We start from the raw sequence: 25,486 nt of genomic DNA on the forward strand, positions 1-25,486 counted from the left end.
GGAGGCTGTTCATGAGTAATTTGGCTGATAAACGGAATCGCTTTGAGCTTTTGATGCAGCAAGCCGAGATTCCAGCCGATGTTGTACGGTCATATTTTACAGAGGGCTACATTGATCAAGTAGAGATTAGTCGAAAAAATCGTGACTGGACGTTCTATTTGGTGAAAAATGACCTTGTGCCTCTAAATATTTATCGTTCATTTTGTAAAATGATTCAAGAGAAGTTTGCACAGATCGCAAAAATTCGGTTTATTTGGAAATATGAACAAGCAGAACCTGCTGCTCTCGTTGAGGAGTATTGGGGCTTATTTATGGAATGGTTACAGCGGGAAGTTCCCTCTGTCAATGGTTGGATGTCAAAAGCTAGGTTCGAAGTACAAGGAAATGCCCTATCGTTGATTATGTTAGATGCTATAGGTCTAGAATTAGCGAAGAAAAAGAATATCGATATGTTTATTCGGAATTTTTTCCATAATTTTTTTCAAACTGAACTATCTGTCAAGTATGCAATAAGTGACACTACGGAAATCGTTGCAGAATATGAGAAGTTTGCAAAGCAACGAGAACAAGGTGAAAAATCATATACACAAGAAATCATGATGTCCATCGATATGGAGGAAGAAGAATCTTCTTTACCAGAGGGTGATCTGAAGCTAGTCATGGGCATTGATATAAAAGAAGTTCCTACGCCACTTAAGGATATCCAAGAAGAAGAGAAGAAAATTACAGTACAAGGTACCGTATTTGGCTTGGATGTCAAAGAATTAAGAAATGGTAATACGTTATTTACTTTCAATATTACGGATTTCAGTGATTCATTAGCTATGAAGGTTTTTGCGAAGACCAAAGACGACGTGAAGATCATGAGTCTTCTTGCTAACGGTACTTGGATTAGAGCAAGAGGAAAAGTTGAGTATGATCGTTTCATGCAAATTCCTGAGCTTGTGATGATTCCGAATGATTTATACGAAGTGATGGCTCCAAGGGATCGTATGGATGATGCTGCTGAGAAGCGAGTAGAGTTCCATTTGCACACAACTATGAGTACGATGGATGCACTGACACCGATTGATCAATATGTGAAAATGGCGGCCAAATGGGGACATAAAGCGATCGCTGTTACCGATCATAGTAATATTCAATGTTTCCCTGACGCCGGGAAAGCTGCTAAAAAGCATGGCATCAAAGTTATTTACGGTGTTGAAGCGAATGTCGTGAATGATTCTGTCCCTATCGTTATGAATGGTCGAGATCTCGATTTAAAGCAAGCGACTTATGTTATTTTCGACGTGGAGACGACAGGACTTTCTGTTATTAATAATCGAATTATTGAGCTTGCAGGCGTGAAAATGCAAGATGGCAAAGAGATTGATCGTTTCGCCACATTCATTAATCCGCACGAGAAAATTCCTTATAACATCCAACAGTTAACGAATATTAATGATGACATGGTGAAGGATGCTCCGGATATTGAGGACGAGCTTCCTAAGTTTATAGAGTTTATTGGAGATTGCGTGCTAGTAGCGCATAACGCGCGTTTCGATATGGGCTTCCTTCAAACGAATTTAAAGCGCATGGGCTTGCCTGAGGTTACAAATTCGGTAGTTGATACATTAGAGCTTGCGAGATTTCTCTTCCCATCTATGAAAAATCATCGATTAAATACGTTGTCTGATAAATTTAAAGTAGGTCTGGATAATCATCACCGTGCGATTGATGACTCCATTGCGCTAGGTTATGTGCTCTATCATTTAATTAATGAGGCTAATGATCGTCAGATTACGAGCCTAGCGAAATTGAATGATTATGTAGGTAAAGATTTATCCAATCAACGTCCATTTCATTGCTGTATATACGCATTAAACCCAGTTGGTAAGAAAAATCTATTTAAACTGATTTCGCTGTCTCATACCACTTACTTGCAGCGAGCTGCGACGATTCCCAAGAGTGTGTTAGTTGAGCACAGAGAGGGACTCTTGGTCACCTCTGGTTGTGAAAAGGGTGAATTTTTCGAAGCTGTACTGAACAAATCAATTGAAGAAGCTGAGCAAGTTTCAGAGTTTTATGACATTCTCGAAATTCAACCCGTTAGCTATAATATGCATCTCGTAGAAAAAGGCTTGGTTGGTTCTAAAGAAGATCTAGAGGATGCTGTTCGGCGTGTATGTGAAATCGGTTATAAAACGGGTAAGCCGGTCATCGCGACAGGGAACGTTCATTATCTGAATCCACGTGAGAAAGTATGTCGGGATATTACGATCAATGGGATTACAGGTTTTAGTCCGCTGAAAGCAATGAAGAAGCCTGACGCACATTTCCGTACTACGAAAGAGATGCTCGAAGAGTTTAAGTTTTTGGGTGAAGAGAAGGCGATTGAAGTTGTCATACGCAGTACGAATGATCTTGCAGATCGTTTTGAATCTATCGAACTTTTCCCAGACAAGCTATTTACACCTATTATCGAAGGGGCAGACGAAGAAATTCGTACGACTTGTTATGATACGGCGAAAAGTATGTATGGGGAAGAACTGCCCGAAGTCATTATTGCTCGGTTAGAGAAAGAGCTAGTTCCGATCATTAAATTCGGATTCTCTGCCAACTATTTGATTTCGGAACGTCTCGTAAAAAAATCGAATGCGGATGGCTACCTGGTAGGTTCTCGGGGATCCGTTGGTTCCTCTGTCGTTGCCATGATGTTGGGAATTTCAGAAGTTAACCCATTACCACCTCACTATATATGCCTTTCCTGCAGGCACAGCGAATGGTTCCTTGACGGTAGTGTTCCGAGTGGTTTCGATTTGCCGAACAAAGTATGTCCTTCCTGCGGCGGGGATTTAAAAGGGGATGGACATGACATTCCGTTCGAAACTTTCTTAGGATTTAAAGGGGACAAAGTTCCCGATATCGATTTGAACTTCTCAGGGGTTTATCAGCCGGTTGCGCATAACTTCACGAAGGAGATCTTTGGACCTAAGAATGTATTCCGGGCAGGGACAATCGGTACTGTTGCTGAAAAAACGGCTTTCGGATTCGTCAAGAAATATGAAGAAGAACAGGGCCAGAAGTGGCGCGGGGCTGAAATTGCTCGATTAGCTTCAGGCTGTACAGGGGTCAAAAGAAGTACTGGGCAGCATCCAGGCGGTATTGTTGTTGTCCCTGATTACATTGAGGTCGATGATATTACGCCGGTTCAATTCCCAGCAGATGATAAAAATTCAGAATGGATGACAACACATTTTGACTATCATGCTTTCGATGCGAACTTGCTCAAATTAGATATTCTGGGACACGACGATCCGACGATGATGAGAATGCTTCAGGATTTGACGGGCGTAGATCCCACAACGATTCCAATGAATGATGCGAAAGCGATGAGTATTTTCAATTCAACGGAAGCGCTAGGCGTTAGACCTGATCAGATTCGTTCTCCTGTCGCAACGTATGGAGTCCCTGAGATGGGGACGAAATTCGTTCGTCAAATGCTTCAAGAAACACAACCATCATCTTTCGCTGATTTACTTCAAATTTCGGGGTTGTCACACGGAACAGGTGTTTGGTTAGGTAATGCACAAGAACTGATCAAAAAAGGGATTTGTAACATTAAGACGGTTATTGGCTGTCGGGATGATATCATGCTCTATTTGATCTATAAAGCAGGGATGGATGCAGGTCTTGCATTTAAAATTACGGAGAGTGTGCGTAAAGGGAAGGGCCTTACCGATGAATGGAAAGATGAGATGAAGCGTTGTAATGTGCCAGCTTGGTATATTGAATCTTGCGAACGGATTGAGTATATGTTTCCAAAAGCGCATGCTGCTGCTTACGTTATCTCTGCTGTTCGTACCGCTTACTTCAAGGTGTATCACCCAATCGCTTACTATGCGACTTATTTTAGTGTACGTGCAGCGGACTTTGATCTGGAATTGCTCTGCCAAGGCTATGATGCGATTCTCAAAGTATTAATTGAGATTGAAGCCAAAGGTTTCCAAGCACTGCCGAAAGAGAAAGCCATGGTTTCAATTCTTGAAATGTCACTGGAAATGACTTCACGCGGCTTTAGTTTCAAGCCGATTGATATCTATCGTTCCGATGCAACGAAGTTTATCATAGATGGCAATTCCTTAATTCCACCGTTTGCTGCAATGTCAGGAATTGGTGAAAATGCTGCTAAGAATATTGCGGCTGCCAAAGAAGAAGGCGATTTCCTATCAATTGAGGATTTCCAGAATAAATCTAAGGCTTCTAAAACCGTCATAGAGCTTCTGACTTCTATGGGGTGCTTCCGTGGTATGCCTGAATCCAATCAGCTTTCTTTATTTTAAAAATCAGCTGTCAAGTGAAAATGATTAACAAGTTTGCTATTGTAATGCAAAGAATGGTTATGGTATAATTTTTATTGGCAATAATGAGGATATCATCTTGTGATTAAAGAGTGGGGAAACCCACTCTTTACATTTTGATATAGGACTTTTCGGGATACGACAAGGAGAAGTCAATTTAGGAGGTACACATATCTGTGGCTACACAAGAACAAATCAAATCCATCATTGAGGACATGCTGAAGGATTTTGTTGAACAAAATGGATTTGAAATCGTGGATATTGAATACGTCAAAGAAGGCAGCAATTGGTTCCTTCGCGTCTATGCTGACAAAGAAGGCGGAATTGATATAGATGATTGCGGCCGCATCAGTGAATACTTAAGTGTTCAATTGGATGAGAAAGATCCGATTACTGATGCTTATTTCTTGGAAGTTTCTTCTCCTGGAGCAGAACGTCCGCTTAAGAAAACTCAAGATTTTTATAAAGCCGTGAATAGTCACGTATTTGTTACTTCATATGAACCGATCGACGGTTCTAAGGAATTTGAAGGGTTGTTGCAGTCTTATGACGAGGAAGTACTCGTGATTGAGATTGGTAAAAAGAAAATCAGCATTCCGGTTGCCAAAGTAGCTAGTGCACGTCTTGCTATCGTATTTTAGTAATCGTTACTTATTGAAGGGGGGGACTCAGTTCAAATGAACACGGATTTTATTGAAGCGCTGTCGGAAATTGAACGAGAGAAGGGTATCTCCAAGGAGCTACTCATTGATGCTATTGAAGCGGCGATGATTTCAAGTTATAAACGTAATTTCAACACGGCACAGAACGTACGTGTAGATATCAATCGACATACGGGTCTTATTAAGGTTTATGCACGGAAGACCGTAACAGAGGAAGTATTGGATCCAAGATTGGAAATTTCTGTTCATGCTTCGCGTGAAATTAATCCGAACTACCAATTGGAAGATATTGTTGAAATTGAAGTAACGCCTCGTGATTTTGGACGTATTGCCGCACAAACCGCTAAACAGGTTGTAACGCAAAGAATCCGCGAAGCCGAGCGTGGCTTAATTTATAATGCGTTTATCGATAAAGAAGAAGATATCGTAACGGGTATCCTGCAGCGTCAAGACCAACGTAATATTTATGTTGACCTTGGCAAAGTAGAAGCTGTTCTTCCACTTACAGAGCTTATGCCTACGGATAAGTTCAAACAGGGAGATCGTATTAAAGCTTATATAACGAAAGTTGAGAACACGACAAAGGGACCTCAAATTATTTTATCGAGAACACATCCAGGGTTGTTGAAGCGTTTATTTGAGCTTGAAGTACCTGAAATTTTCGATGGCGTAGTTGAGATTCGTTCCGTTGCACGTGAAGCAGGCTTCCGTTCGAAGATTGCTGTTCATTCTCGTAACCCAGAGGTTGATCCAGTCGGATCATGCGTAGGCCCTAAAGGTCTTCGCGTACAAACGATTGTAACCGAGCTGCGCGGAGAGAAAATTGATATCGTTCGCTGGATGGAGAGTGTAGAAGAGTACGTAGCGAATGCGCTAAGCCCTTCTAAAGTGCTTGAAGTTCAGATTCATGAAAATGAAAAAATGGCACGAGTCATTGTACCTGATTATCAGCTTTCTCTGGCAATTGGGATTAAAGGACAGAACGCCCGTTTAGCTGCTAAGTTAACTGGCTGGAAAATCGATATCAAGAGCGAAACACAAGCAGAACAAGAATATGGCAGAGTGAAAACTTACTCGGAAGAGATGCACCAAGATTCGATTAGCATCGATTAAGTTTTTGTTTGGAACAAGGGGTGATCGGAATGAAGCAGAGAAAAATCCCTCTGAGAAAATGCGTTGCCTGTCAGGAAATGATGCCGAAGAGGGAATTGATCCGCGTCGTCAAAACGCCTGAGGATGACATTCTCATTGATCTTAAGGGAAAGAAGTCTGGGCGCGGTGCCTACCTGTGCGGTAAAGTTTCTTGTTTTAAATTGGCAAAGAAAAGCAAAGCCCTGGATAGAGCTCTGAAGCATGCTGTAGGCGCAGACATTTATGACCAACTGGAACAAGATTTCATTCGTGTAGAAGATGAATTCCTTTCTTCGAAAGAGGAGGAGGAATCAGAAGATGAATCCTAAATTTTTAAATCAATTAGGATTAGCGATGAGAGCCGGGAAACTCGTAACGGGTGACGAAGGAGTATTCAAAGCCATTCGCTCGGGTGAGGCCAAGCTAGTTATTATGGCGGAAGACGCTTCTGCTAATACACGCAAAAAATTTCAAGATAAATGCCTATTTTATGGGGTTAAGCTCATGGAAGTCGGTACGAAGTATGAATTGGGCCGCAGCATTGGGAAAGAAATGCGTGTCACCATAGGTGTATTGGACGGAGGCTTCGCGCAGATGCTGCAGAAGAGTCAAGAAAATCCTGCGGAGGTGAAACATATTGACCAATAAACAAGATAATAAAGACAAGACACGCGTGTACGAATACGCGAAACAGCTCAATATGAGCAGCAAAGAAATTATTACCATTCTCAAACGATTAAATATACCTGTTAACAACCATATGAGTGTTATGGAGAATGACGCAGTTAGCAGTGTGGAAAAGTTTTTTAGAGATATCAAAGCTAATGCAGCTGCCAAACGAGCAGCTACGGACGGAGGAAATGTGAGTTCATCTACGACGAATCAGAATCCTGCATCGCAGGCTCCAGCACAAGAGAATAAAGGTGCAGTAACCCCGGCCGCTAAGCCAGTTACTACTGAGCAACAATCCACTAGTCAACCGACTACATCAACTGGAGCCACGTCTCCTCAACAAAGTCAGTCTACACAAAATACGTCAAGTCGCCCACCACAGTCACGTCCAAGTGGTCAAAGCAGTAATTATCAAGGTGGAAACCGCCCTAGCAATAGTCAAGGCGGGCAGCGTACGGGCTATCAAGGATCTAATCCAAACGGTGGACGCCCTAGTGGTCAAGGTTCCAGCCAAGGTGGACAACGTACAGGTTATCAAGGTTCCAATCCTGGTGGACAACGTCCTGCAGGTCAAGGCTCCAGCCAAGGCGGACAGCGTACGGGTGGTTACCAAGGTTCCAATCCTGGTGGACAACGTCCTTCAGGTGGAAGCAGCGGTGGATACAATAGCAGTCGTCCAGCTAGTCAAGGATACAGCCAAGGCGGCCAAGGACAAGGCGGAGCACCTCGCACGAATAGTAACTATGCAGGCTCACGTCCGAATCAAGGCGCTGGCGGCGCTGGCGCAAGCAGTGGTCAAAGTGCAAACAGTGGACGTCCACAATCTAGTCCGAATCGCAGTGCTGGTCCTAATCGTCAGTCCAAGCCTTTCGAGAACCGCAACAATAACCAAAGTGGAAGACCGGTTGTTCAAGAAGCCAAACCGCAATTCCATGTTGGCGCAACAGCGGCTGAGTTGGATGATGCAGCAGCAAAAGCTGGCGTGATTACAACGAAGAAATCTAAACCAACACCTAAACGTTTTGACGATAATCGATCTGGTGGTAACCGTGGTCCTGGTGGCAACAACAGAGGCAACCAACGCGGAAACAACAGAGGTCGTTACCAACAAGATATGGTTAAGAAAGAAAAAGTGGATAACACACCTAAGAAGATCATTGTTCGTGGTAATATGACTGTTGGTGAGACAGCGAAATTGCTTCACAAAGATGCTTCTGAAGTTATTAAGAAACTTCTATTCCTTGGCACAATGGCTACGATCAACCAAGAGCTAGATTTGGAAACTATTCAATTGATTGCGACCGAATTTGGTGTTGAAGTTGAAATCAAAATTAAAGTCGAAGAAGATAACTTCGAAACATTCGAAGAAATCGATGACGAGGCTGATTTACTTGAGCGTCCTCCTGTTGTTACTATCATGGGTCATGTCGATCACGGTAAAACAACATTGCTTGATGCCATTCGTAAAACGAGTGTTACGGAAGGCGAAGCAGGCGGAATCACGCAGCACATCGGTGCTTATCAAGTCGAAGTTAATCATAAGAAAATTACTTTCTTGGATACGCCTGGTCACGAAGCGTTTACTACAATGCGTGCCCGCGGTGCTCAAGTTACGGATATTACAATTATCGTTGTTGCAGCAGATGACGGTGTCATGCCACAAACCGTAGAAGCGATTAGTCATGCTAAAGCGGCTGGCGTACCGATCATTGTAGCTGTGAACAAGATTGATAAAGAAGGCGCTAATCCTGATCAAATTAAGCAAGCTCTAACGGCGTATGAGTTAGTTCCGGAAGAGTGGGGCGGCGATACGATTTTCTGCGAAATTTCCGCAAAACAACGTATTGGTCTTGAAAACTTGCTTGAAATGATTTTGCTAGTAGCTGAAGTGCAAGAGTACAAGGCTAACCCGAACAAGCGTGCTAGAGCGACTGTCATTGAGGCTGAATTGGATAAAGGAAGAGGCCCAGTAGCTAGAATCCTAGTTCAACACGGTACGTTAAAAGTTGGAGATAGCTTCGTTGCCGGTGTATGCTTCGGTCGTGTTCGTGCGATCGTAAATGATAAAGGTAAACGTTTGAAAGAAGCGGGTCCTTCAACTCCGGTTGAAATCACGGGTCTGACAGAAGTCCCACAAGCTGGGGATCCGTTCTTGGCTTATGAAGATGAGCGTAAAGCAAGAGACATTGCAGATCGTCGTGCGATTGCACTTCGTCAATCCGAGATGACAGCTAATTCACGTGTTACTTTGGAAGACCTCTTTAAGCATATTAAAGATGGTGAAGTGAAAGATCTGAATGTGATCATCAAAGGTGACGTTCAAGGCTCTGTAGAAGCACTGAAAAGCTCTCTTGAGAAGATTGAAGTTGAAGGTGTTCGCGTTAAGATTCTTCACAATGGTGTTGGCGCAGTAACAGAATCAGATATTATTCTGGCGTCTGCTTCCAATGCGATTATTATTGGATTTAACGTTCGTCCTGAGCCTGCTGCGAAAGCAACGGCTGATCAAGAGAAAGTTGATATCCGTCTGCATAACATCATTTACAACGTAATCGAAGAAATCGAGCAAGCGATGAAAGGCATGCTGGATCCAATCTTCAAAGAAGTTGTACTTGGTCAAGCTGAAGTACGTAATGTATTCAAAATTACAGGTTCAGGAACAATTGCAGGTTGTTATGTAACTTCAGGTAAAATTGCTCGTAATGCACAAACACGCTTAGTTCGTAGCGGAATTGTTGTTCATGAAGGCAAAATTGATTCCTTGAAACGATTCAAGGATGATCAAAAAGAAGTTGCACAAGGCTATGAGTGTGGTATATCTCTTGAGCGTTATCATGATATTAAAGAGGGCGACATCATCGAAGCCTTTATCATGGAGTCCGTTGAGAGGTGATTATAAATGGCTAGAGTTCGTGTAGGTCGAGTTGGCGAACAGATTAAGAAAGAGCTTAGTCAAATCATTCAAGCTGAACTGAAAGATCCTCGTATTGGTTTCATGACCGTTACAGGGGTTGAAGTGACGAATGATTTGTCCCTCGCTCGTGTTTATTTAAGCGTAATGGGAACTGAAGAAGAGAAAGCTGCCACCCTTAAGGCACTTTCTGTTGCTTCAGGGTATATTCGCTCTGAGTTAGGCAAGCGAATTCGTTTACGTAAGATTCCAGAGCTTCAGTTTAAATTTGATGCTTCTATCGACTATGGTAGTCACATTGACCAATTGTTGTATAAGCTCAATCAGGAAGGAAATACAAACGTATGAATATCGGAATGAACCATGCCACCGAATACTGTCAGCAGCTGGCAGCAGCGGCTGCATTTATCGAGCAGCATGATGATTTCTTGGTTGTATCTCACATCCAGCCGGATGGAGATGCAGCCAGTTCAACGTATGCAACAGGTTGGATTTTAAGTCAACTTGGGAAGTCATTCACAATGATCAATGAGGGCGCTATGCCCTCTAAATTTTCCTACTTAGCAGGTAGTAAATATACAATTGATTATAGTGAACAGGCACCGAATCGACTTTATCAAACCATCATAAGTGTTGATTGTGCTGATTTCTCCAGAATGGGTAGGATCAGCTCTCTTTTTGATGAGCAGGTAAAACTGCTCAATATTGACCATCATCCAACGAATGATCAATTTGGTTCCTGTCATTTAATCAAGCATGATGCCGCGGCAACCGTTCAAATTTTGTATGATTTGGCGTTACATATGAAACTGCAACCTGATATTTCTTTCGGTGAATGCATTTATACGGGCTTGCTTACAGATACAGGTGGATTCCGTTACTCAAATACCTCTTCAGAGGTTATGAAAATTGGAGCCTCTATGTTGGAGTTAGGGGTCAAGGGTGCTGAAATCGCTGAACTTGTACTTGAACGAATGACATATGCACAGATTGTACTTCTCCAAAAAGCGCTATCCACACTATCCTTTGCCTATGATCGAAAGTTAGCTTGGCTTGCTGTGTCGCTCGCAGATTTAGAGTTAACAGGTGCGTCGAGCGATGATTTGGACGGTTTAGTGAATTATCCTCGCAATGTTGAGGGTGTTGAAGTGGGTATGTTGATTAAAGAGAAGGCGCCTGGTGTCATTAAAGTAAGTCTGCGCTCCTCGGGACTAGTCGATGTTGCTGCAGTAGCACAGTCACTTGGCGGTGGAGGACATGTTCGAGCGTCGGGATGTACAATCCATGGTACGCTAGATGAAGCAATTGCTAGAATGGTTGAGGAAGTAGGGGACAAGCTGAAATGACGCTAGAAGGCATACTGCCTGTTTGGAAACCTGCGGGCTTTACATCACATGATGTTGTCGCCAAAGTTAGAAGGATTCTAAGTATTAAAAGAATTGGTCATACGGGTACGCTTGACCCACAAGTAACAGGGGTACTACCACTTTGCATTGGTCGTGCTACACGGATGGTTGAATATATTCAAGAGTTGCCGAAGGAATATGAAGCTGTTTTACGTATTGGCTTGTCTACAGATACTGAAGATATGACGGGGACTGTCTTGGAAGAAGTGCCTCTTGTGTCACTTGACGAAACTCAAGTACGTAATGTGCTGGAATCTTTCATAGGAGACATCGAGCAAATCCCTCCTATGTTCTCTGCTGTTAAAGTAGATGGCAAACGACTCTACGAATTGGCGAGAGAAGGTAAGGAAGTTGAACGAAAAGCTAGGAAAGCGACAATCCATGAACTTGAGATTCTCGAGCTTAACTTGGATCAGAAGCACCCTGAAATTCGTTTCCGTGCCGTGTGCTCCAAAGGTACCTACATCAGAACATTGTGTGTAGATATTGGCAAAGTACTAGGATACCCTGCCGTTATGGAAAGTTTGATACGTACGTCAACAGGAAACATCCGCAAAGAGCAGTGTTTAACATTTGAGCAAATTGTTCAAATGAAAGAAGAAGGCTCATTGCAGCAACATATGATACCTATGGACATCGCCATCTCACATATTCCATCTATTGCTCTCACTGATCAAGAAACAGTTCATTCATTACAAGGAAAGAAAATAGCTCTAGCTGCGAATCGAGTGGCTCATGCAGATGCATCTCAAACCATATTTCGGGCCTATTCACCAGATGAACGATTTCTGGGTCTGTTTGAATGGAATAGCACTAGCCACGTCTTGGTCCCGGCCAAAGTTTTTCTTTAATCATAATCGTCGCGGGACGGGTTGAAATGGGTAGGTGAACGAACTTATATGCAAATAATACCAATATCATATCCGATGGATTCGGATCGGTTGGCCCAGATTGTTGGCAAACAAGTGGTGGCTATAGGTGACTTTGATGGTGTGCATTTAGGGCACCAAGAGGTAATAGGACGGGCTATGCTTACGGCTAAGACCCTTGGACTTAACTCGGCCATCATGACCTTCTATCCTCATCCTAGAGCGGTAATGGGGCAAGATAAATATGTGGAGTCGTTGACTCCCACGAAGAAGAAGATGGAGATCTTTGAAAGCATGGGCATCAATCACGCTTACATTGTAACGTTTGATGCATCGCTCATGCGTTTATCTCCAGAACAATTCGTGGATCAAGTCCTAGACCGGCTTGGTGTGGATAGCGTCATTTGTGGTTTTGATTTTACCTTTGGTTTCCAAGGTAAAGGTACTCCGGATTCACTCTGCGAGTTGAGTCACGGTAAATTCTCTGTTGAAGTGGTGAGACCTTTTCATATGAATGGTGAAAAAGTAAGCAGTACACGTATTCGTGAAGCTTTGCAGCAAGGTGAAATGGACACCGTAACAAGGCTATTGGGACGCCCTTATAGCATAAGCGGTAAGGTTGTTGATGGCGCGAAGAGAGGAAGAACGCTAGGTTTCCCTACAGCTAACCTCCAATTAGAAGAACCGTATGTCAGTCCAACGAACGGTGTTTACGCAATTAGAGCAACCGTCCGCGGGGATGTTTATCAAGGTGTCATGAATATTGGTGTGAAACCAACATTTGAGACTGGAGAACTAAAACCATCATTTGAAGCGCATTTATTCGAATTTTCCGAGCAAATTTATGGAGAAACCGTCATGGTTGAGCTAATTGCTTTTCTTAGACCAGAACGTAAATTCACTTCACTAGAAGATTTAGTTGCTCAAATAAAACTTGATGCAGCAGAAGCAAGAGAGAAATTGACGTTAGAGACGTAATCATACATTTACTTCTACTAGTCAATTGTGATATACTGAGTAACGTTGTCAAATGGACTTGTTCGTTTGGCATGAACCTTAGCTTGGATTGACGTTTTCATCGGCGCTTTCTAGGCTAGCGGGGATACTAATAGAATTTAGGAGATGAACGATTATGGCAATTACGCAAGAGCGCAAAACACAACTGATTCAAACTCACAAGGTACACGATACCGACACAGGTTCACCTGAGGTACAAGTAGCAATCCTTACAGAAAACATTGTTAACCTTACAGACCACCTTCGTACGCACAAGAAAGATCACCACTCCCGTCGTGGTTTGCTTAAAATGGTTGGACAACGTCGTAAGTTGCTAGCATATGTTAAAAACAAAGATGTAAGCCGCTATAGTGCTTTGATTGCAAAGCTTGGTTTGCGTCGATAAAACCGACAATGAGAAGCAACCTGTTGCTCCTTTGCTAGGCTTGATAAAGCTCTGGCAGAGAGCAGCAAAAGGTTGCTTTTTCTTGTATTTTTAAAACGGGAAAAGAAGGAAATACTAGACATAACGCAGAAATAGAGGATAACTCCATAGCTTGTCAATTTTGCATACATACGGAGTAGATTCGGATTGGTCTCTGGATCTCATGATTTCTGTACATGTTTATCAAACACATATTTTGAAATTCAAACCATGCCTTAGGAGGATTTTATGGAGACAAGGGTACAAATGGAACTTGGCGGTAAGCCGTTCATACTTGAAACAGGCCGACTAGCCAAACAAGCCAATGCAGCAGTAACTGTTCGTTATGGCGATACGGTTGTGCTTAGCACAGTAACGGCTTCCAGCGGACCGAAAGATTTAGATTTCTTTCCGTTAACGGTGAACTATGAAGAAAGATTATACGCTGTAGGTAAAATTCCTGGTGGTTTTATTAAGCGTGAAGGGCGTCCTAGTGAGAAAGCGATTCTTGCGAGCCGTTTGACGGATCGTCCTATTCGTCCACTTTTCCCAGAAGGCTTCCGTAATGATGTTCAAATCGTGTCGATCGTCATGAGTGTGGATCAAGAGTGCCCACCTGAAATGGCTGCAATGATCGGTACTTCCGCTGCACTTGCGATCTCTGATGTTCCTTTTAACGGACCTGTTGGTGGCGTGATTGTTGGTCGTGTTGATGGACAATTCGTTATCAACCCTACAGGTGATGTAGCAGAGAAGAGTGATCTTCACTTAACTGTTGCCGGTACCAAAGATGCGATTATGATGGTTGAAGCTGGAGCAAAAGAAGTTTCAGAGGAAGTTGTCCTTGAAGCGATCATGTTCGGTCATGATGAAATTCGCAAGATTGTTGCGATCATCGAGGAATTGGTTGAACAAGTAGGTAAGCCGAAAATGGAAGTTAAACTCCATGCTGTCGATGCTGAAGTGAATAGCGCGGTGCGTGAATTCGCTCAAGCACGATTAGTGGATGCGATTAAAATTCCTGAGAAACATGCTCGTCAAGAAGCAATCGATGTTGTCAATGCAGATGCTGTTGAGCATTTCACAGCTTTATATGTAGAAACACCTGGTCTTCTAGGTGATGTAAAAGAAACGCTTTATGATATCGTGAAAGAGGAAGTACGCCGCTTAATCACGCATGATAAAGTAAGACCCGATGGACGTAAACCAGAAGAAATACGTCCAATTGAGTGCGATGTCAACTTGTTGCCGCGCACGCACGGTTCTGGCTTATTCACACGTGGACAAACACAAGCTCTTAGCATTTGTACATTAGGTGCGCTTGGCGATGTTCAAATCTTGGATGGTTTAGATCTGACGGAAACGAAACGTTTCATGCATCATTATAACTTCCCGCCATTCAGCGTTGGGGAAGCAAGACCTTTACGTCCTCCAGGCCGTCGTGAAATTGGACATGGTGCGTTAGGCGAGCGAGCTATTGAGCCGATCATCCCGAACGAAGTGGAGTTCCCTTACACAATTCGTCTCGTATCTGAAGTATTGGAATCGAATGGTTCAACTTCCCAAGCGAGTATTTGTGCAAGTGTACTTGCCCTTATGGATGCTGGTGTGCCAATTAAAGCTCCAGTTGCAGGGATTGCGATGGGTCTTATCAAAGACGGCGATCATTTCTCCATTCTGTCTGATATTCAAGGTATGGAAGATCATCTGGGAGATATGGACTTTAAAGTTGCTGGTACTGCTGAAGGTATCACAGCACTTCAAATGGATATCAAAATTGATGGCATCGACCGGAACATCTTGCAACAATCGTTGCAACAAGCAAAAGAAGGCCGTTTGCACATTTTGGGTAAAATGGTATCCCGTATTTCTACACCAAACAAAAATCTTTCTCAATATGCGCCTAAAATTCTTACAATGAACATCAATCCCGACAAAATCCGTGATGTTATTGGTGCAGGTGGTAAAATCATCAATAAAATCATTGAGGAAACTGGCGTGAAGATCGACATCGAGCAAGACGGCCGCGTATTCATTGCATCGTCCAATCAAGAAATGAACGAGAAAGCACGTTCCATTATTGAAGGTATCGTGCGTGAAGTTATCGTTGGCGAAACTTACCTTGGTACAGTGAAGCGCGTAGAGAAATTCGGCGCATTCGTTGAAATTCTACCTGGTAAGGAAGGTCTCGTACACATTTCACAAATTTCTACTGAGCGTGTAGCAAAAGTAGAAGACGTTGTGAACGTTGGAGATCAGATTACGGTTAAAGTTACTGAGATCGATCAACAAGGAAGAGTAAATCTTTCACGCAAAGCAACGTTAACTTCACAGGTCTCTACACAAAGCTAGAGAATCGTAAATCGTGAGTGCGTTTCATTCATAGTTCAGGATAAAGAGTCAGATCTATCTGTCTCTTTTTTGCTTTTCACACTTTCGAGGACATGCACGGGTTCTACTCTTGTCCTAACCTTCATACAATCAGGAGATGAAGAAAGGGGACCTGTGTATGCTCCACAAAAAATGGATTTTGCTTGGGAGTTTTTTTGCTATGGTTCTATTTAGTGTAAATGCGATCCCAAGTGTTGAAACCTATATTCAAAGTGTAAAAAATAATCAACTTCGAGATGATCGTGAGCATGTTGAAACGAGGGTTGACATACGTCCAGTTTTTGCTTCTGGCAACAAATCTACTTTATTAGAAACGATAACCAAAGAAGCAGAGAACCGTAAGGTAGCTCCGATTAATGCAAAAGTAGATTCTGTATGGAAAGCTATCCCTGGTTATAATGGTCTTGAAGTGGATATTGAGGAGACTCTGAAGTTAGCGGAGCATCATTTATCACCAAATCAAATTAATTATGTGATGAAGGAAATAGAGCCGAAAATTCAATTAGACGACCTTGCTCCCAATCCAGTATATAAAGGTAATTCGAAGAAGCCAATGGTTTCATTTATGATCAATGTCGCATGGGGCAATGAATTTTTGCCTAGTATGTTAGAAACGTTACGTAAGGAAAATGTCCACGCGACATTCTTTTTTGATGGTTCTTGGTTAAAGAAAAATACTGAAATGGCTAAACGCATTCTAAGCGAAGGACACGAGGTATCGAACCATGCCTATTCACATAAAGACATGCGTACGATTTCGCGAAGTAAAGCAGTAGAAGAAATCTCGAAAACAGAAGATTTGCTGAAACAGCTGGGTGTTAAAAACTCACTATTTGCTCCTCCTTCAGGATACTTCAATCAAGAAACGATTCAAGTTGCTTCCGAATTAAAGTTGCAAACGGTGTTGTGGACCTTTGATACGATAGATTGGAGAAATCCAGGAGCAGGTCGCATTCTGGAGCGTTTATCCACCAATGTTGAACCTGGGACACTTATCTTGATGCACCCAACCGTTTCGTCACGTGATGCATTGCCAGGAATGATCAGTTTGATTAAGAAAAAAGGGTTGGTATTAGGTACTGTATCAGATCTTCTATCCTCCAAAAGGATCACCGGACAGGGGCAAATCATGAAATAGTCATGATTTACTGCTGCTAATTTGAGTCCTAGGCACATTTTTGTTAGACTGAGGAAGTATAATAGGAGAATTGGACTTTTAGGTGTACCATTTCGAGGAGGAACCTTGGTGATCAAATATCGCTTACATAATGGCTTGAGAGTGGTTATGGAACAAATCCCCACATTTCGATCAGTAACATTCGGGATCTGGGTAAAAACAGGCTCACGCAATGAATCGCAAACGAACAATGGTATTTCACATTTTATCGAGCACATGTTGTTCAAAGGTACGGAACGTCATTCGGCGAAAGATATCGCAGAAATCTTTGATGGCATCGGCGGGAATGTAAATGCCTTCACTTCCAAAGAATATACGTGCTATTATGCCAAAGTATTGGATGAACATTTACCCTTAGCGATGGATGTACTGTCGGATATGTTTTTTCATTCAACCTTTGATGAAGGTGAACTAGAAAAAGAGAAGAACGTCATTTACGAAGAAATCTCTATGTATGAAGATACACCGGATGATCTCGTTCATGATTTGTTAGCGAAAGCTTCATATGGCACGCATGCTTTGGGTTATACGATCCTAGGCACGCAAGACAATTTGTCCAAAATGAAGTCAGATGATCTTCGTTCTTATCTCAAACAAAATTACAATACAGAAAATACCGTGCTGAGTATTGCTGGGAATATTGATGATAGTGTAAAGGAATTAATTGAAAAGCATTTCGGTGACTTCTCACAATCAGGTTTTGAAACAAGCTATGATGCACCAGATTTCCTTAGCGAGTTGATTTTCCATGCGAAGAAAACAGAACAAAATCATATTTGTCTGTCATTACCTGGATTGTCGTTACAAGAGGATAATTTGTATCCGATGGTTTTATTGAATAATGCCATTGGTGGTGGTATGAGCTCAAGACTGTTCCAAGAAATTCGTGAGAAACGTGGCTTAGCTTATTCCGTATATTCCTATCACTCTTCACATATTGATAGCGGGATGTTTACAATTTATACAGGGACGGCCCCTAAGCAAACGGAAGAAGTATTGAAAGTTACGATGGAGCTGCTTCATGATATTGCTGTAAACGGAATGACAGATAATGAACTTAAGAAGGGTAAAGAGCAGCTGAAAGGCAGCCTTATTCTAAGTTTAGAAAGCACTAGCAGCAGGATGAACCGTTTTGGTAAAAATGAATTGATGACAGGTAAACATTATAGTTTGGATGAAATGATTGAACGTATTGAAAGTGTGAACATGGATCATATTCGCCAACTGACGAAAAATTTATTTGCAACCCCCTTTGCTCTGTCCATGGTCGGAAATGCGGATGATGTCATTAGCGGCTTCAGGAGGGATCAGCTTGTCTCTCTTTGATTTTGAAGTACAAATGAAAAGAATCGAAGGTCAAGAAGATATTCTCTTACCTCAGAAAATGTCTGAAGCAGCTAGCGGCTATGATTTGCATGCTGCAGTTAAAGAGCCAATTGTACTCGCACCTGGAGAGCGTCAACTGATTCCAACTGGTTTTGCGTTAAGTATGCCACCTGAGCTAGAAGCACAGATTCGCCCAAGAAGCGGTCTTGCTTATAAACACGGTATTACAACGCTTAATTCACCGGGAACCATTGATGCGGATTACCGCGGTGAGGTTAAAGTGTTGCTGATTAATCATGGCCATGAGCCATTCGTTATTCAGCGGAATGAGCGCATCGCTCAGATGGTATTCCAACGTGTACCACAAATTCAATTGACCGTTGTGAATGAGTTGTCAGAAACGGTACGTGGTTCAGGTGGCTTTGGCCATACTGGGCGCTAATACGGCTGGTTACATAATACGAACAAGAAAGAACCTCTTCTTAGGAAGGGGTTCTTTCTTGTTTCAGAGGTTGCAAAGTCGGAAGTCACCCATCTATAGGCGAACGCATACTATAACGTATCGAAACGGACCGAGGAAGGGGTGTAAGCAAGAATGCTTACTGGGATTTCGGTTGCTATTATGGGGGGAGACGCCCGGCAACTTGAAGTAATTCAGAAATTTACTGAGCTAGACGCTACCGTTATTTTACTCGGATTTGACAATCTCGGGAGGCAATTTCACGGTGTCACGAATGTGAAGTTAGATCCAGAATTGTTTGGGCATGTGGATGCACTTATATTGCCAGTTGTAGGTACGGATGAGACAGGACAAGTGGAATCTATTTTCTCAAGTGAAGAGATGATTTTGACAGATGAGCATATATCTTCATTGCCGAAACATGCGAAGGTATATACAGGTATGGCGAAGAGCTATTTGAAGAAGCTCGTCTCGACACATGATATTGAGCTTGTAGAGTTATTAGATCGTGATGACATAGCCATTTATAACTCGATTCCAACTGCAGAGGGTGCGCTTATGATGGCCATCCAGAACACCGATATTACAATTCATGGATCCGTTTGTATGGTTTTGGGTTTTGGTCGAACAGGGTTCACAATGGCCAAAACTTTGCAAGGATTAGGGGCAACCGTCAAGGTAGGCGTTAGGAAACCGGAGCATTATGCAAGGGCGTGGGAGATGGGTTTTCAGCCTTTTTATACGAAGGATCTGTACCCGGAAGTGGGGAATATTGACTTGCTTTTTAACACAATTCCGACTATGATAGTCACAGCGCAAGTTATTACCAATATCCCACATCGCGCGCTTATTATCGATTTAGCTTCAAAACCCGGCGGAACGGACTTTCGTTTTGCCGAGAAGAGAGGCATTAAAGCGATGCTAGCGCCCGGTTTACCTGGAATCGTCGCCCCCAAAACAGCTGGCCGTATTATGGCTAACACCTTAAGTCAGCTGATCGAGGAAGACTTCAAAGACAGGAGCGATGTGGAATGAATTGGCAAGGGAAAACAGTCGGTTATGCATTAACCGGTTCTCACTGTACACTTGAAGAGGTCATGCCTCAAATTAAGAGATTTGTAGATGCGGGTGCTCGTGTCATTCCGATTGTATCGAATACAATTATGACGACTGACACACGTTTTGGTAAGTCTGCTGACTGGCAGCAAATGCTGAAAGATATTACGGGGAATGAAATTATTTCGACTATTGTTGATGCAGAACCACTAGGTCCATCCAAGTTATTGGATGTGATGGTGATTGCTCCTTGTACGGGTAATACAACTAGTAAACTAGCAAATGCGATGACAGAAAGCCCCGTTCTTATGGCAGCTAAAGCACAAATGAGAAACTTGAGACCGCTTGTTTTAGCGATTTCAACGAATGATGGTTTGGGTTTGAATGCAATGAATATTGCAAAACTTTTGATTACCAAGAATATTTACTTCGTGCCTTACGGTCAAGATGCACCAGGAGCCAAACCAAATTCGTTGGTGGCCCGAATGGACTTGATTATGGAAGCTTGTGAAGCTGCACTGGAAGGTAAACAATTGCAGCCCATGATTATTGAGAGATTTCAATACTAACGGATAGATGTCAACTTGAGGGGGAGAAACCAGCATATGTCCAACCAGAAGCTTTTCAATGTTGCAGTTGTAGGCGCTACAGGCGCTGTCGGCGAGCAAATCATCCGTCTACTAGAAGCACGGAATTTCCCCATCAAGGAATTGAAATTACTCTCTTCTGCTCGTTCTGCAGGTGTAAAGATTGCATTTAAAGGCCAAGAAGTAGTTGTGCAAGAAGCAACTCCTGATAGCTTTCAAGGTGTTGATCTTGCGCTCTTTAGTGCAGGAGGCGATGTCACGAAAGCATTAGCTCCGCATGCAGTAGAAGCGGGTGCGATTTGTATTGACAATACAAGTGCGTACCGTATGGATCCAGACACACCACTTGTTGTTCCTGAAGTGAATGTAGAGAAAATCAATGAACATAAAGGGATTATTGCAAACCCAAATTGTTCTACGATCCAAATGGTTGCAGCGCTTAAGCCGCTATATGACCGTTATGGAATTTCACGTATTATTGTTTCCACGTACCAAGCTGTTTCAGGTGCAGGTGCTAAAGCCATTAATGAAATGCTTAGACAGTCCAAAGAAGTACTAGCAGGTAATGAGGCAAAACCAGATATTTTACCAGTTGGCTCCTTACCAGTAAAGCATCAGATTGCTTTTAACGCTATTCCTCAAATTGATAAATTTCTAGATAATGGATTTACAAATGAAGAAATGAAAATGATTCTTGAAACAAAGAAAATTATGGGCGATGAGTCCATTGAAGTCACTGCTACATGCGTGCGTATTCCAGTAGTTTACGGGCATTCTGAATCCGTGTATGTAGAATTGAAAGAAGATTTCGACATGGAAGACGTGAGAACACTACTTGCAAATGCCCCTGGCATAGTACTCATTGACAATCCGGCAGAACAACAATATCCACTTGCTACTGATGCTGCAGGTAAACTTGAAACTTTCGTTGGGCGTGTGCGCCGTGATTTAAGTAACCCTAAAGCGCTTAACATGTGGATTGTTTCAGATAATTTGTTAAAAGGTGCTGCTTGGAATGCAGTGCAAATTGCTGAATATATTGCTATAGAGCAACAATAATCAGCAAACTGCTTATTTGAGCAGTGAAAATGGGGGAAACTCATGCGAATTCTTGTCCAGAAATTCGGAGGTACTTCACTTTCTACCGCACAAGCTAGAGAACACGTTATAGGACATATTCAAGACGCACTAATTCAACATTATAAACTTGTTGTTGTTGTTTCTGCGATGGGAAGAAAAGGGGAACCCTATGCGACTGACACGCTCCTTGACCTCGTTCGAAAGAATGGGGAGGGACTGCCAGCACGGGAACTCGATATGTTAATGGGATGCGGAGAATTAATATCTGCAGTACTATTGTGTAGTTTATTGAACAAAACAGGAATTCGATCCACGGTTTTGACGGGTGGGCAAGCTGGTCTGATCACGAATGAGAATCATGGTAATGCTCAGATCATAGCGATGAAGCCTAATCGGATTCTTGAATTGTTAGAGCAAGACCAGGTTGTCATTGTCACTGGGTTTCAAGGGAAAACAAGCAATGATGAGTTGACTACATTAGGCCGCGGGGGCAGTGACACATCAGCTACAGCACTTGGTGCCGCACTCAAAGCAGAAATTGTGGATATCTTCACAGATGTTAATGGTATTTTGACAGCGGATCCAAGAATCGTTGAAGATGCTAAACCGTTACAACGCGTGAGCTTCAGTGAGATTTGTAATATGGCACACAATGGTGCCAAAGTGATTCATCCACGAGCTGTAGAAGTTGCTATGCAAGCGAACATTCCGATTCGTGTGAGATCAACCTTCACCAAGGAAGAAGGAACGCTAGTCACAGCTTCTGACAACACCTCGACAGATATTAACCATGTTAAAGATCGCTTTGTTACGGGGATTGCACACTTCACGAATATTACACAGATCCAGGTCGCTGCCGTTGATGGCGAATTTGATCTTCAACTTCGTGTATTCAAAACGATGGCTCAGCATCAGATTAGTGTTGATTTTATTAATGTGAACCCTTCAGGCGTTGTATATACGGTCTTTGATCATGAAGCTGAACGTGCAGTTCAATTACTTAAGGCACAGGGTTACGAGCCCAAGTTTACGAGCGGCTGCGCGAAGGTGTCCGTGATTGGTGGCGGAATGAATGGTGTACCTGGTATTATGGCGCATATTGTTGAAGCATTAACTGTGGAAGATATCCGAATTCTGCAATCAGCAGATTCGAACACGACCATTTGGGTGCTTGTCCAAGGTGTTGACATGATCAAGTCTGTGCGTGCACTTCATCGAAAATTCAATTTATTTAAATAAATCAAGAAAGTCAGGAGGCGTACCAAGTGAGTTTTGGAAGAGTAGTCACAGCAATGGTTACTCCATTTGATGATCAGTTGCAAGTGAACTGGGATCAAGTAGAGCCATTAATTAATTATTTAATTGAAGAACAACATTCGGATAGCCTTGTGATTTGTGGGACGACAGGGGAGTCGCCAACGTTATCAGAAGATGAAAAGTTGCGACTTATTGAACTTTCCGTTCGTGTAGCGGCTGGGCGTTGCAAAATCATCGCAGGTACTGGAAGCAACGACACTAATCATACAATTGCTTTTTCGCGCAAAGTAGAAAAGATTGGCGTGGATGCTTTACTTCTTGTTGCTCCTTATTACAACCGTCCTTCACAGGAGGGGGTGTATCAACATTTCAAAGCAATAGCAGAGGCTGTTAATACACCTGTCGTGCTTTATAATGTACCTGGCCGTACAGGAGTGAACCTGGATGCGGATACAACGATTCGTCTTTCCCAAATACCGAATATCGTGGCGACCAAAGATTGCTCGAATACGGATCAAATGACACGTATACTTACACATGCTGCCCCTAATTTCCTCGTATATAGCGGAGATGATAGTAATACTTTGCCTTCTTTAGCTATTGGCTGTGAAGGGATTATCAGCGTAGCGAGTCATGTGATTGGAAAAGAAATGCAAACTATGATAAAGTATTATCTAGAAGGCAACATTCAGCAAGCTGCTGAGCTTCATCGTAAGCTTCATCCTGTATTCACTGGCATCTTTTGTGCACCGAGCCCTGCGCCAATTAAGCATGCTTTGGCACTTAAGGGGATTGAAACAGGCGGCGTTCGACTTCCGTTAGTTCGTGTATCCGAGCAAGAAGGTCAATTCATTCAATCACTTTTTGTATGATCATGCCTAATGAATCGGTGCTTCCGGCATCGGTTTTCTTTTTTTGGGAAATCTAAACGTATTCAGTATTAACTTGTATTTGCTGTTTTTTTTCATGTATAATGGTTGCAAGTGACTAGTTCGGTTTTTTCATTTAAAATTCGTCGTCCAATCTATGAAGGAGGTATATTCTTGTCCAAAAAAAATATTGATAAACTTTTGATCTTCGCTCTTGGCGGCGTGGGCGAAATCGGAAAAAATATGTATTGCGTTCAGTATGCGAACGATATTATTGTCATTGACAGTGGTTTGAAATTTCCTGAGGAGGACATGCTCGGAATCGACATTGTCATCCCAGATATCGGGTACTTAACAGAGAATCGGGATAAAGTACGCGGCATCATTATCACTCACGGCCATGAGGATCACATTGGTGGCTTACCTTACGTGCTTAAACATCTTAATGTTCCCCTCTATGCTACGAAGTTAACGATGGGACTTATTGAAGCTAAGCTGAAGGAAGCAAACTTGCTCGGAACGACGAATCGAATTCTAATCAATTCGGAATCAGTTCTTCCCCTAGGCGTTCTTACGGCAACATTCTTCAAAACCAATCATAGTATTCCGGATTCTGTGGGTGTTGCACTTGATACGCCAGAAGGTGTTGTTGTTCATACGGGAGATTTTAAGTTTGATCAGACTCCAGTTAATGAGCAATATGCAGATTTGCATCGTATGGCTGAGATCGGAAAGAAAGGCGTTCTTGCCTTGCTTTCAGACAGTACGAATGCAGAACGTCCTGGCTACACGGGCTCTGAGCGCGGCGTAGGGATTGAGATTGAAGAGGTGTTTCGTAAAGCGAAGCAAAGAGTTGTCATTGCGACATTTGCATCAAATATTCACCGTGTTCAACAGGTGTTTGATGCAGCTGCAGCAACGAATCGCAAAGTGACAGTAATTGGTCGCAGTATGGTCAACGTGGTTTCGATCGCTAGCGAATTAGGCTACTTGCATATTCCAGATGGCATGTTGATTGAGCCAGAGGAAGTTAATAAGCTTGCAGCTGATCGTGTAGTTATCCTTTCAACGGGTAGCCAAGGCGAACCGATGTCTGCTCTGACAAGAATGGCACGTTCAACCCATCGTAAAATTGATATTTTACCAGGGGATACGGTTATTATTGCGGCAACTCCGATTCCAGGAAATGAGCGTTACGTTGGCAGAACGGTTGATGAGCTTATGCGCATCGGTGCACACGTGATTTATGGACCAGGATCTGTAACTGGTGTTCACGTTTCAGGTCACGGTAGTCAGGAAGAATTAAAGTTAATGCTTAACCTGATGAAGCCTAAATACTTTATTCCAATTCATGGCGAATATCGCATGCTGCGTCAACACGCTATCCTTGCCGAAACTGTCGGCATTCCTAAAGAAGACATTTTCATGTGCGATATTGGTGATACGGTAGAAATTCAAAATGGGGCTGCACGCAAAGGATCGAAAGTTCAAAGCGGCAACATCCTAATTGATGGACTAGGTGTAGGGGATGTAGGCAATATCGTATTGCGTGACCGTAAATTACTGTCGCAAGATGGAATTCTTGTTGTCGTGGTTACACTTAGTAAGCAAGATGGCAAAATTTTGTCTGGCCCAGATATTATTTCACGTGGATTTGTTTATGTTCGTGAATCCGAAGGACTTCTTGAAGAAGCCAATCGAATCGTAACAAATACGTTAACTAAACTTATGAATGAAAATGTAAATGAATGGGCATCTTTAAAAACAAATGTGAAAGATGTTCTCGGACGCTTTTTATATGAACAAACCAGAAGAAGACCAATGATTCTTCCTATCATTATGGAAGTTTAGGTACTCGAACAAGTCACTTGA

General features: G+C 42.6%; 21 protein-coding genes. All 21 read left to right on the forward strand.

All coding sequences use genetic code 11. From position 1 onward, the window contains the following. Positions 1-11: 11 nt before the first annotated feature. A complete protein-coding gene (locus ASL11_RS33340) occupies positions 12-4,322 on the forward strand; it encodes a PolC-type DNA polymerase III (protein WP_056625032.1) in 4,311 nt (1,436 codons plus the stop codon). 194 nt (positions 4,323-4,516) lie between these two features. Beyond that, positions 4,517-4,981 carry a ribosome maturation factor RimP gene (gene rimP / locus ASL11_RS33345; protein WP_268796259.1) on the forward strand — a complete coding sequence of 155 codons (465 nt, stop codon included), beginning with the start codon at positions 4,517-4,519 and terminating at the stop codon, positions 4,979-4,981. Positions 4,982-5,017: 36 nt separating this feature from the next. Further along, positions 5,018-6,115, forward strand: coding sequence for a transcription termination factor NusA (nusA, locus tag ASL11_RS33350; RefSeq protein ID WP_028558311.1), 1,098 nt, complete (start codon positions 5,018-5,020; stop codon positions 6,113-6,115). Between the two features lie 29 nt (positions 6,116-6,144). Then, positions 6,145-6,462, forward strand: a complete 318-nt coding sequence (gene rnpM, locus ASL11_RS33355) for an RNase P modulator RnpM (RefSeq protein ID WP_056625035.1) — start codon at positions 6,145-6,147, stop codon at positions 6,460-6,462. Beyond that, complete coding sequence (locus ASL11_RS33360) at positions 6,452-6,781, forward strand: L7Ae/L30e/S12e/Gadd45 family ribosomal protein (RefSeq protein WP_235550652.1); 330 nt, start codon at positions 6,452-6,454, stop codon at positions 6,779-6,781. Before rnpM ends, ASL11_RS33360 begins: the two co-directional genes overlap by 11 nt. Next, positions 6,771-9,698 carry a translation initiation factor IF-2 gene (infB, locus tag ASL11_RS33365; protein ID WP_063795765.1) on the forward strand — a complete coding sequence of 976 codons (2,928 nt, stop codon included), beginning with the start codon at positions 6,771-6,773 and terminating at the stop codon, positions 9,696-9,698. Before ASL11_RS33360 ends, infB begins: the two co-directional genes overlap by 11 nt. A 6-nt stretch (positions 9,699-9,704) precedes the next feature. After that, the gene (rbfA, locus tag ASL11_RS33370) at positions 9,705-10,064 is read left to right on the forward strand and encodes a 30S ribosome-binding factor RbfA (protein WP_056625044.1); all 360 of its coding nucleotides are present in this window, start codon (positions 9,705-9,707) and stop codon (positions 10,062-10,064) included. Next, positions 10,061-11,062, forward strand: coding sequence for a DHH family phosphoesterase (locus ASL11_RS33375; protein WP_235550653.1), 1,002 nt, complete (start codon positions 10,061-10,063; stop codon positions 11,060-11,062). The genes rbfA and ASL11_RS33375 overlap by 4 nt, the downstream gene beginning before the upstream one ends. Next, positions 11,059-11,973, forward strand: coding sequence for a tRNA pseudouridine(55) synthase TruB (gene truB / locus ASL11_RS33380; RefSeq protein ID WP_056625049.1), 915 nt, complete (start codon positions 11,059-11,061; stop codon positions 11,971-11,973). The genes ASL11_RS33375 and truB overlap by 4 nt, the downstream gene beginning before the upstream one ends. 48 nt (positions 11,974-12,021) lie before the next feature. After that, the gene (locus tag ASL11_RS33385; RefSeq protein ID WP_056625052.1) at positions 12,022-12,969 is read left to right on the forward strand and encodes a bifunctional riboflavin kinase/FAD synthetase; all 948 of its coding nucleotides are present in this window, start codon (positions 12,022-12,024) and stop codon (positions 12,967-12,969) included. Positions 12,970-13,123: 154 nt separating this feature from the next. Beyond that, a complete protein-coding gene (rpsO, locus tag ASL11_RS33390; RefSeq protein WP_028558319.1) occupies positions 13,124-13,393 on the forward strand; it encodes a 30S ribosomal protein S15 in 270 nt (89 codons plus the stop codon). Between the two features lie 267 nt (positions 13,394-13,660). Continuing rightward, complete coding sequence (pnp, locus tag ASL11_RS33395; protein ID WP_056625055.1) at positions 13,661-15,763, forward strand: polyribonucleotide nucleotidyltransferase; 2,103 nt, start codon at positions 13,661-13,663, stop codon at positions 15,761-15,763. 157 nt (positions 15,764-15,920) lie between these two features. Then, complete coding sequence (locus ASL11_RS33400) at positions 15,921-16,940, forward strand: polysaccharide deacetylase family protein (RefSeq protein WP_056625058.1); 1,020 nt, start codon at positions 15,921-15,923, stop codon at positions 16,938-16,940. Between the two features lie 108 nt (positions 16,941-17,048). After that, entirely contained in the window at positions 17,049-18,305 is a 1,257-nt protein-coding gene (locus tag ASL11_RS33405) for a M16 family metallopeptidase (protein ID WP_056625061.1), read from the forward strand. A gap of 13 nt (positions 18,306-18,318) precedes the next feature. Beyond that, on the forward strand, positions 18,319-18,747 hold the full coding sequence (dut, locus tag ASL11_RS33410) for a dUTP diphosphatase (protein WP_235550660.1): 429 nt from the start codon (positions 18,319-18,321) through the stop codon (positions 18,745-18,747). A gap of 153 nt (positions 18,748-18,900) precedes the next feature. Further along, entirely contained in the window at positions 18,901-19,800 is a 900-nt protein-coding gene (gene dpsA, locus ASL11_RS33415) for a dipicolinate synthase subunit DpsA (RefSeq protein ID WP_056625067.1), read from the forward strand. After that, positions 19,797-20,390 carry a dipicolinate synthase subunit B gene (locus ASL11_RS33420; protein WP_056625070.1) on the forward strand — a complete coding sequence of 198 codons (594 nt, stop codon included), beginning with the start codon at positions 19,797-19,799 and terminating at the stop codon, positions 20,388-20,390. Before dpsA ends, ASL11_RS33420 begins: the two co-directional genes overlap by 4 nt. Positions 20,391-20,426: 36 nt before the next feature. Then, positions 20,427-21,467, forward strand: a complete 1,041-nt coding sequence (locus tag ASL11_RS33425; protein ID WP_056625073.1) for an aspartate-semialdehyde dehydrogenase — start codon at positions 20,427-20,429, stop codon at positions 21,465-21,467. A 42-nt stretch (positions 21,468-21,509) separates the two neighbouring features. Then, positions 21,510-22,727: an aspartate kinase gene (dapG, locus tag ASL11_RS33430; protein WP_056625076.1), complete on the forward strand. Its 1,218-nt coding sequence runs from the start codon at positions 21,510-21,512 to the stop codon at positions 22,725-22,727. 26 nt (positions 22,728-22,753) lie between these two features. Next, complete coding sequence (gene dapA, locus ASL11_RS33435; protein ID WP_056625079.1) at positions 22,754-23,617, forward strand: 4-hydroxy-tetrahydrodipicolinate synthase; 864 nt, start codon at positions 22,754-22,756, stop codon at positions 23,615-23,617. A gap of 171 nt (positions 23,618-23,788) precedes the next feature. Further along, complete coding sequence (locus tag ASL11_RS33440) at positions 23,789-25,465, forward strand: ribonuclease J (protein WP_056625086.1); 1,677 nt, start codon at positions 23,789-23,791, stop codon at positions 25,463-25,465. Positions 25,466-25,486 lie beyond the last annotated feature (21 nt).

Source organism: Paenibacillus sp. Soil750 (genome assembly GCF_001428045.1).
GTDB classification, from domain to species: Bacteria; Bacillota; Bacilli; order Paenibacillales; family NBRC-103111; genus Paenibacillus_E; species Paenibacillus_E allorhizoplanae.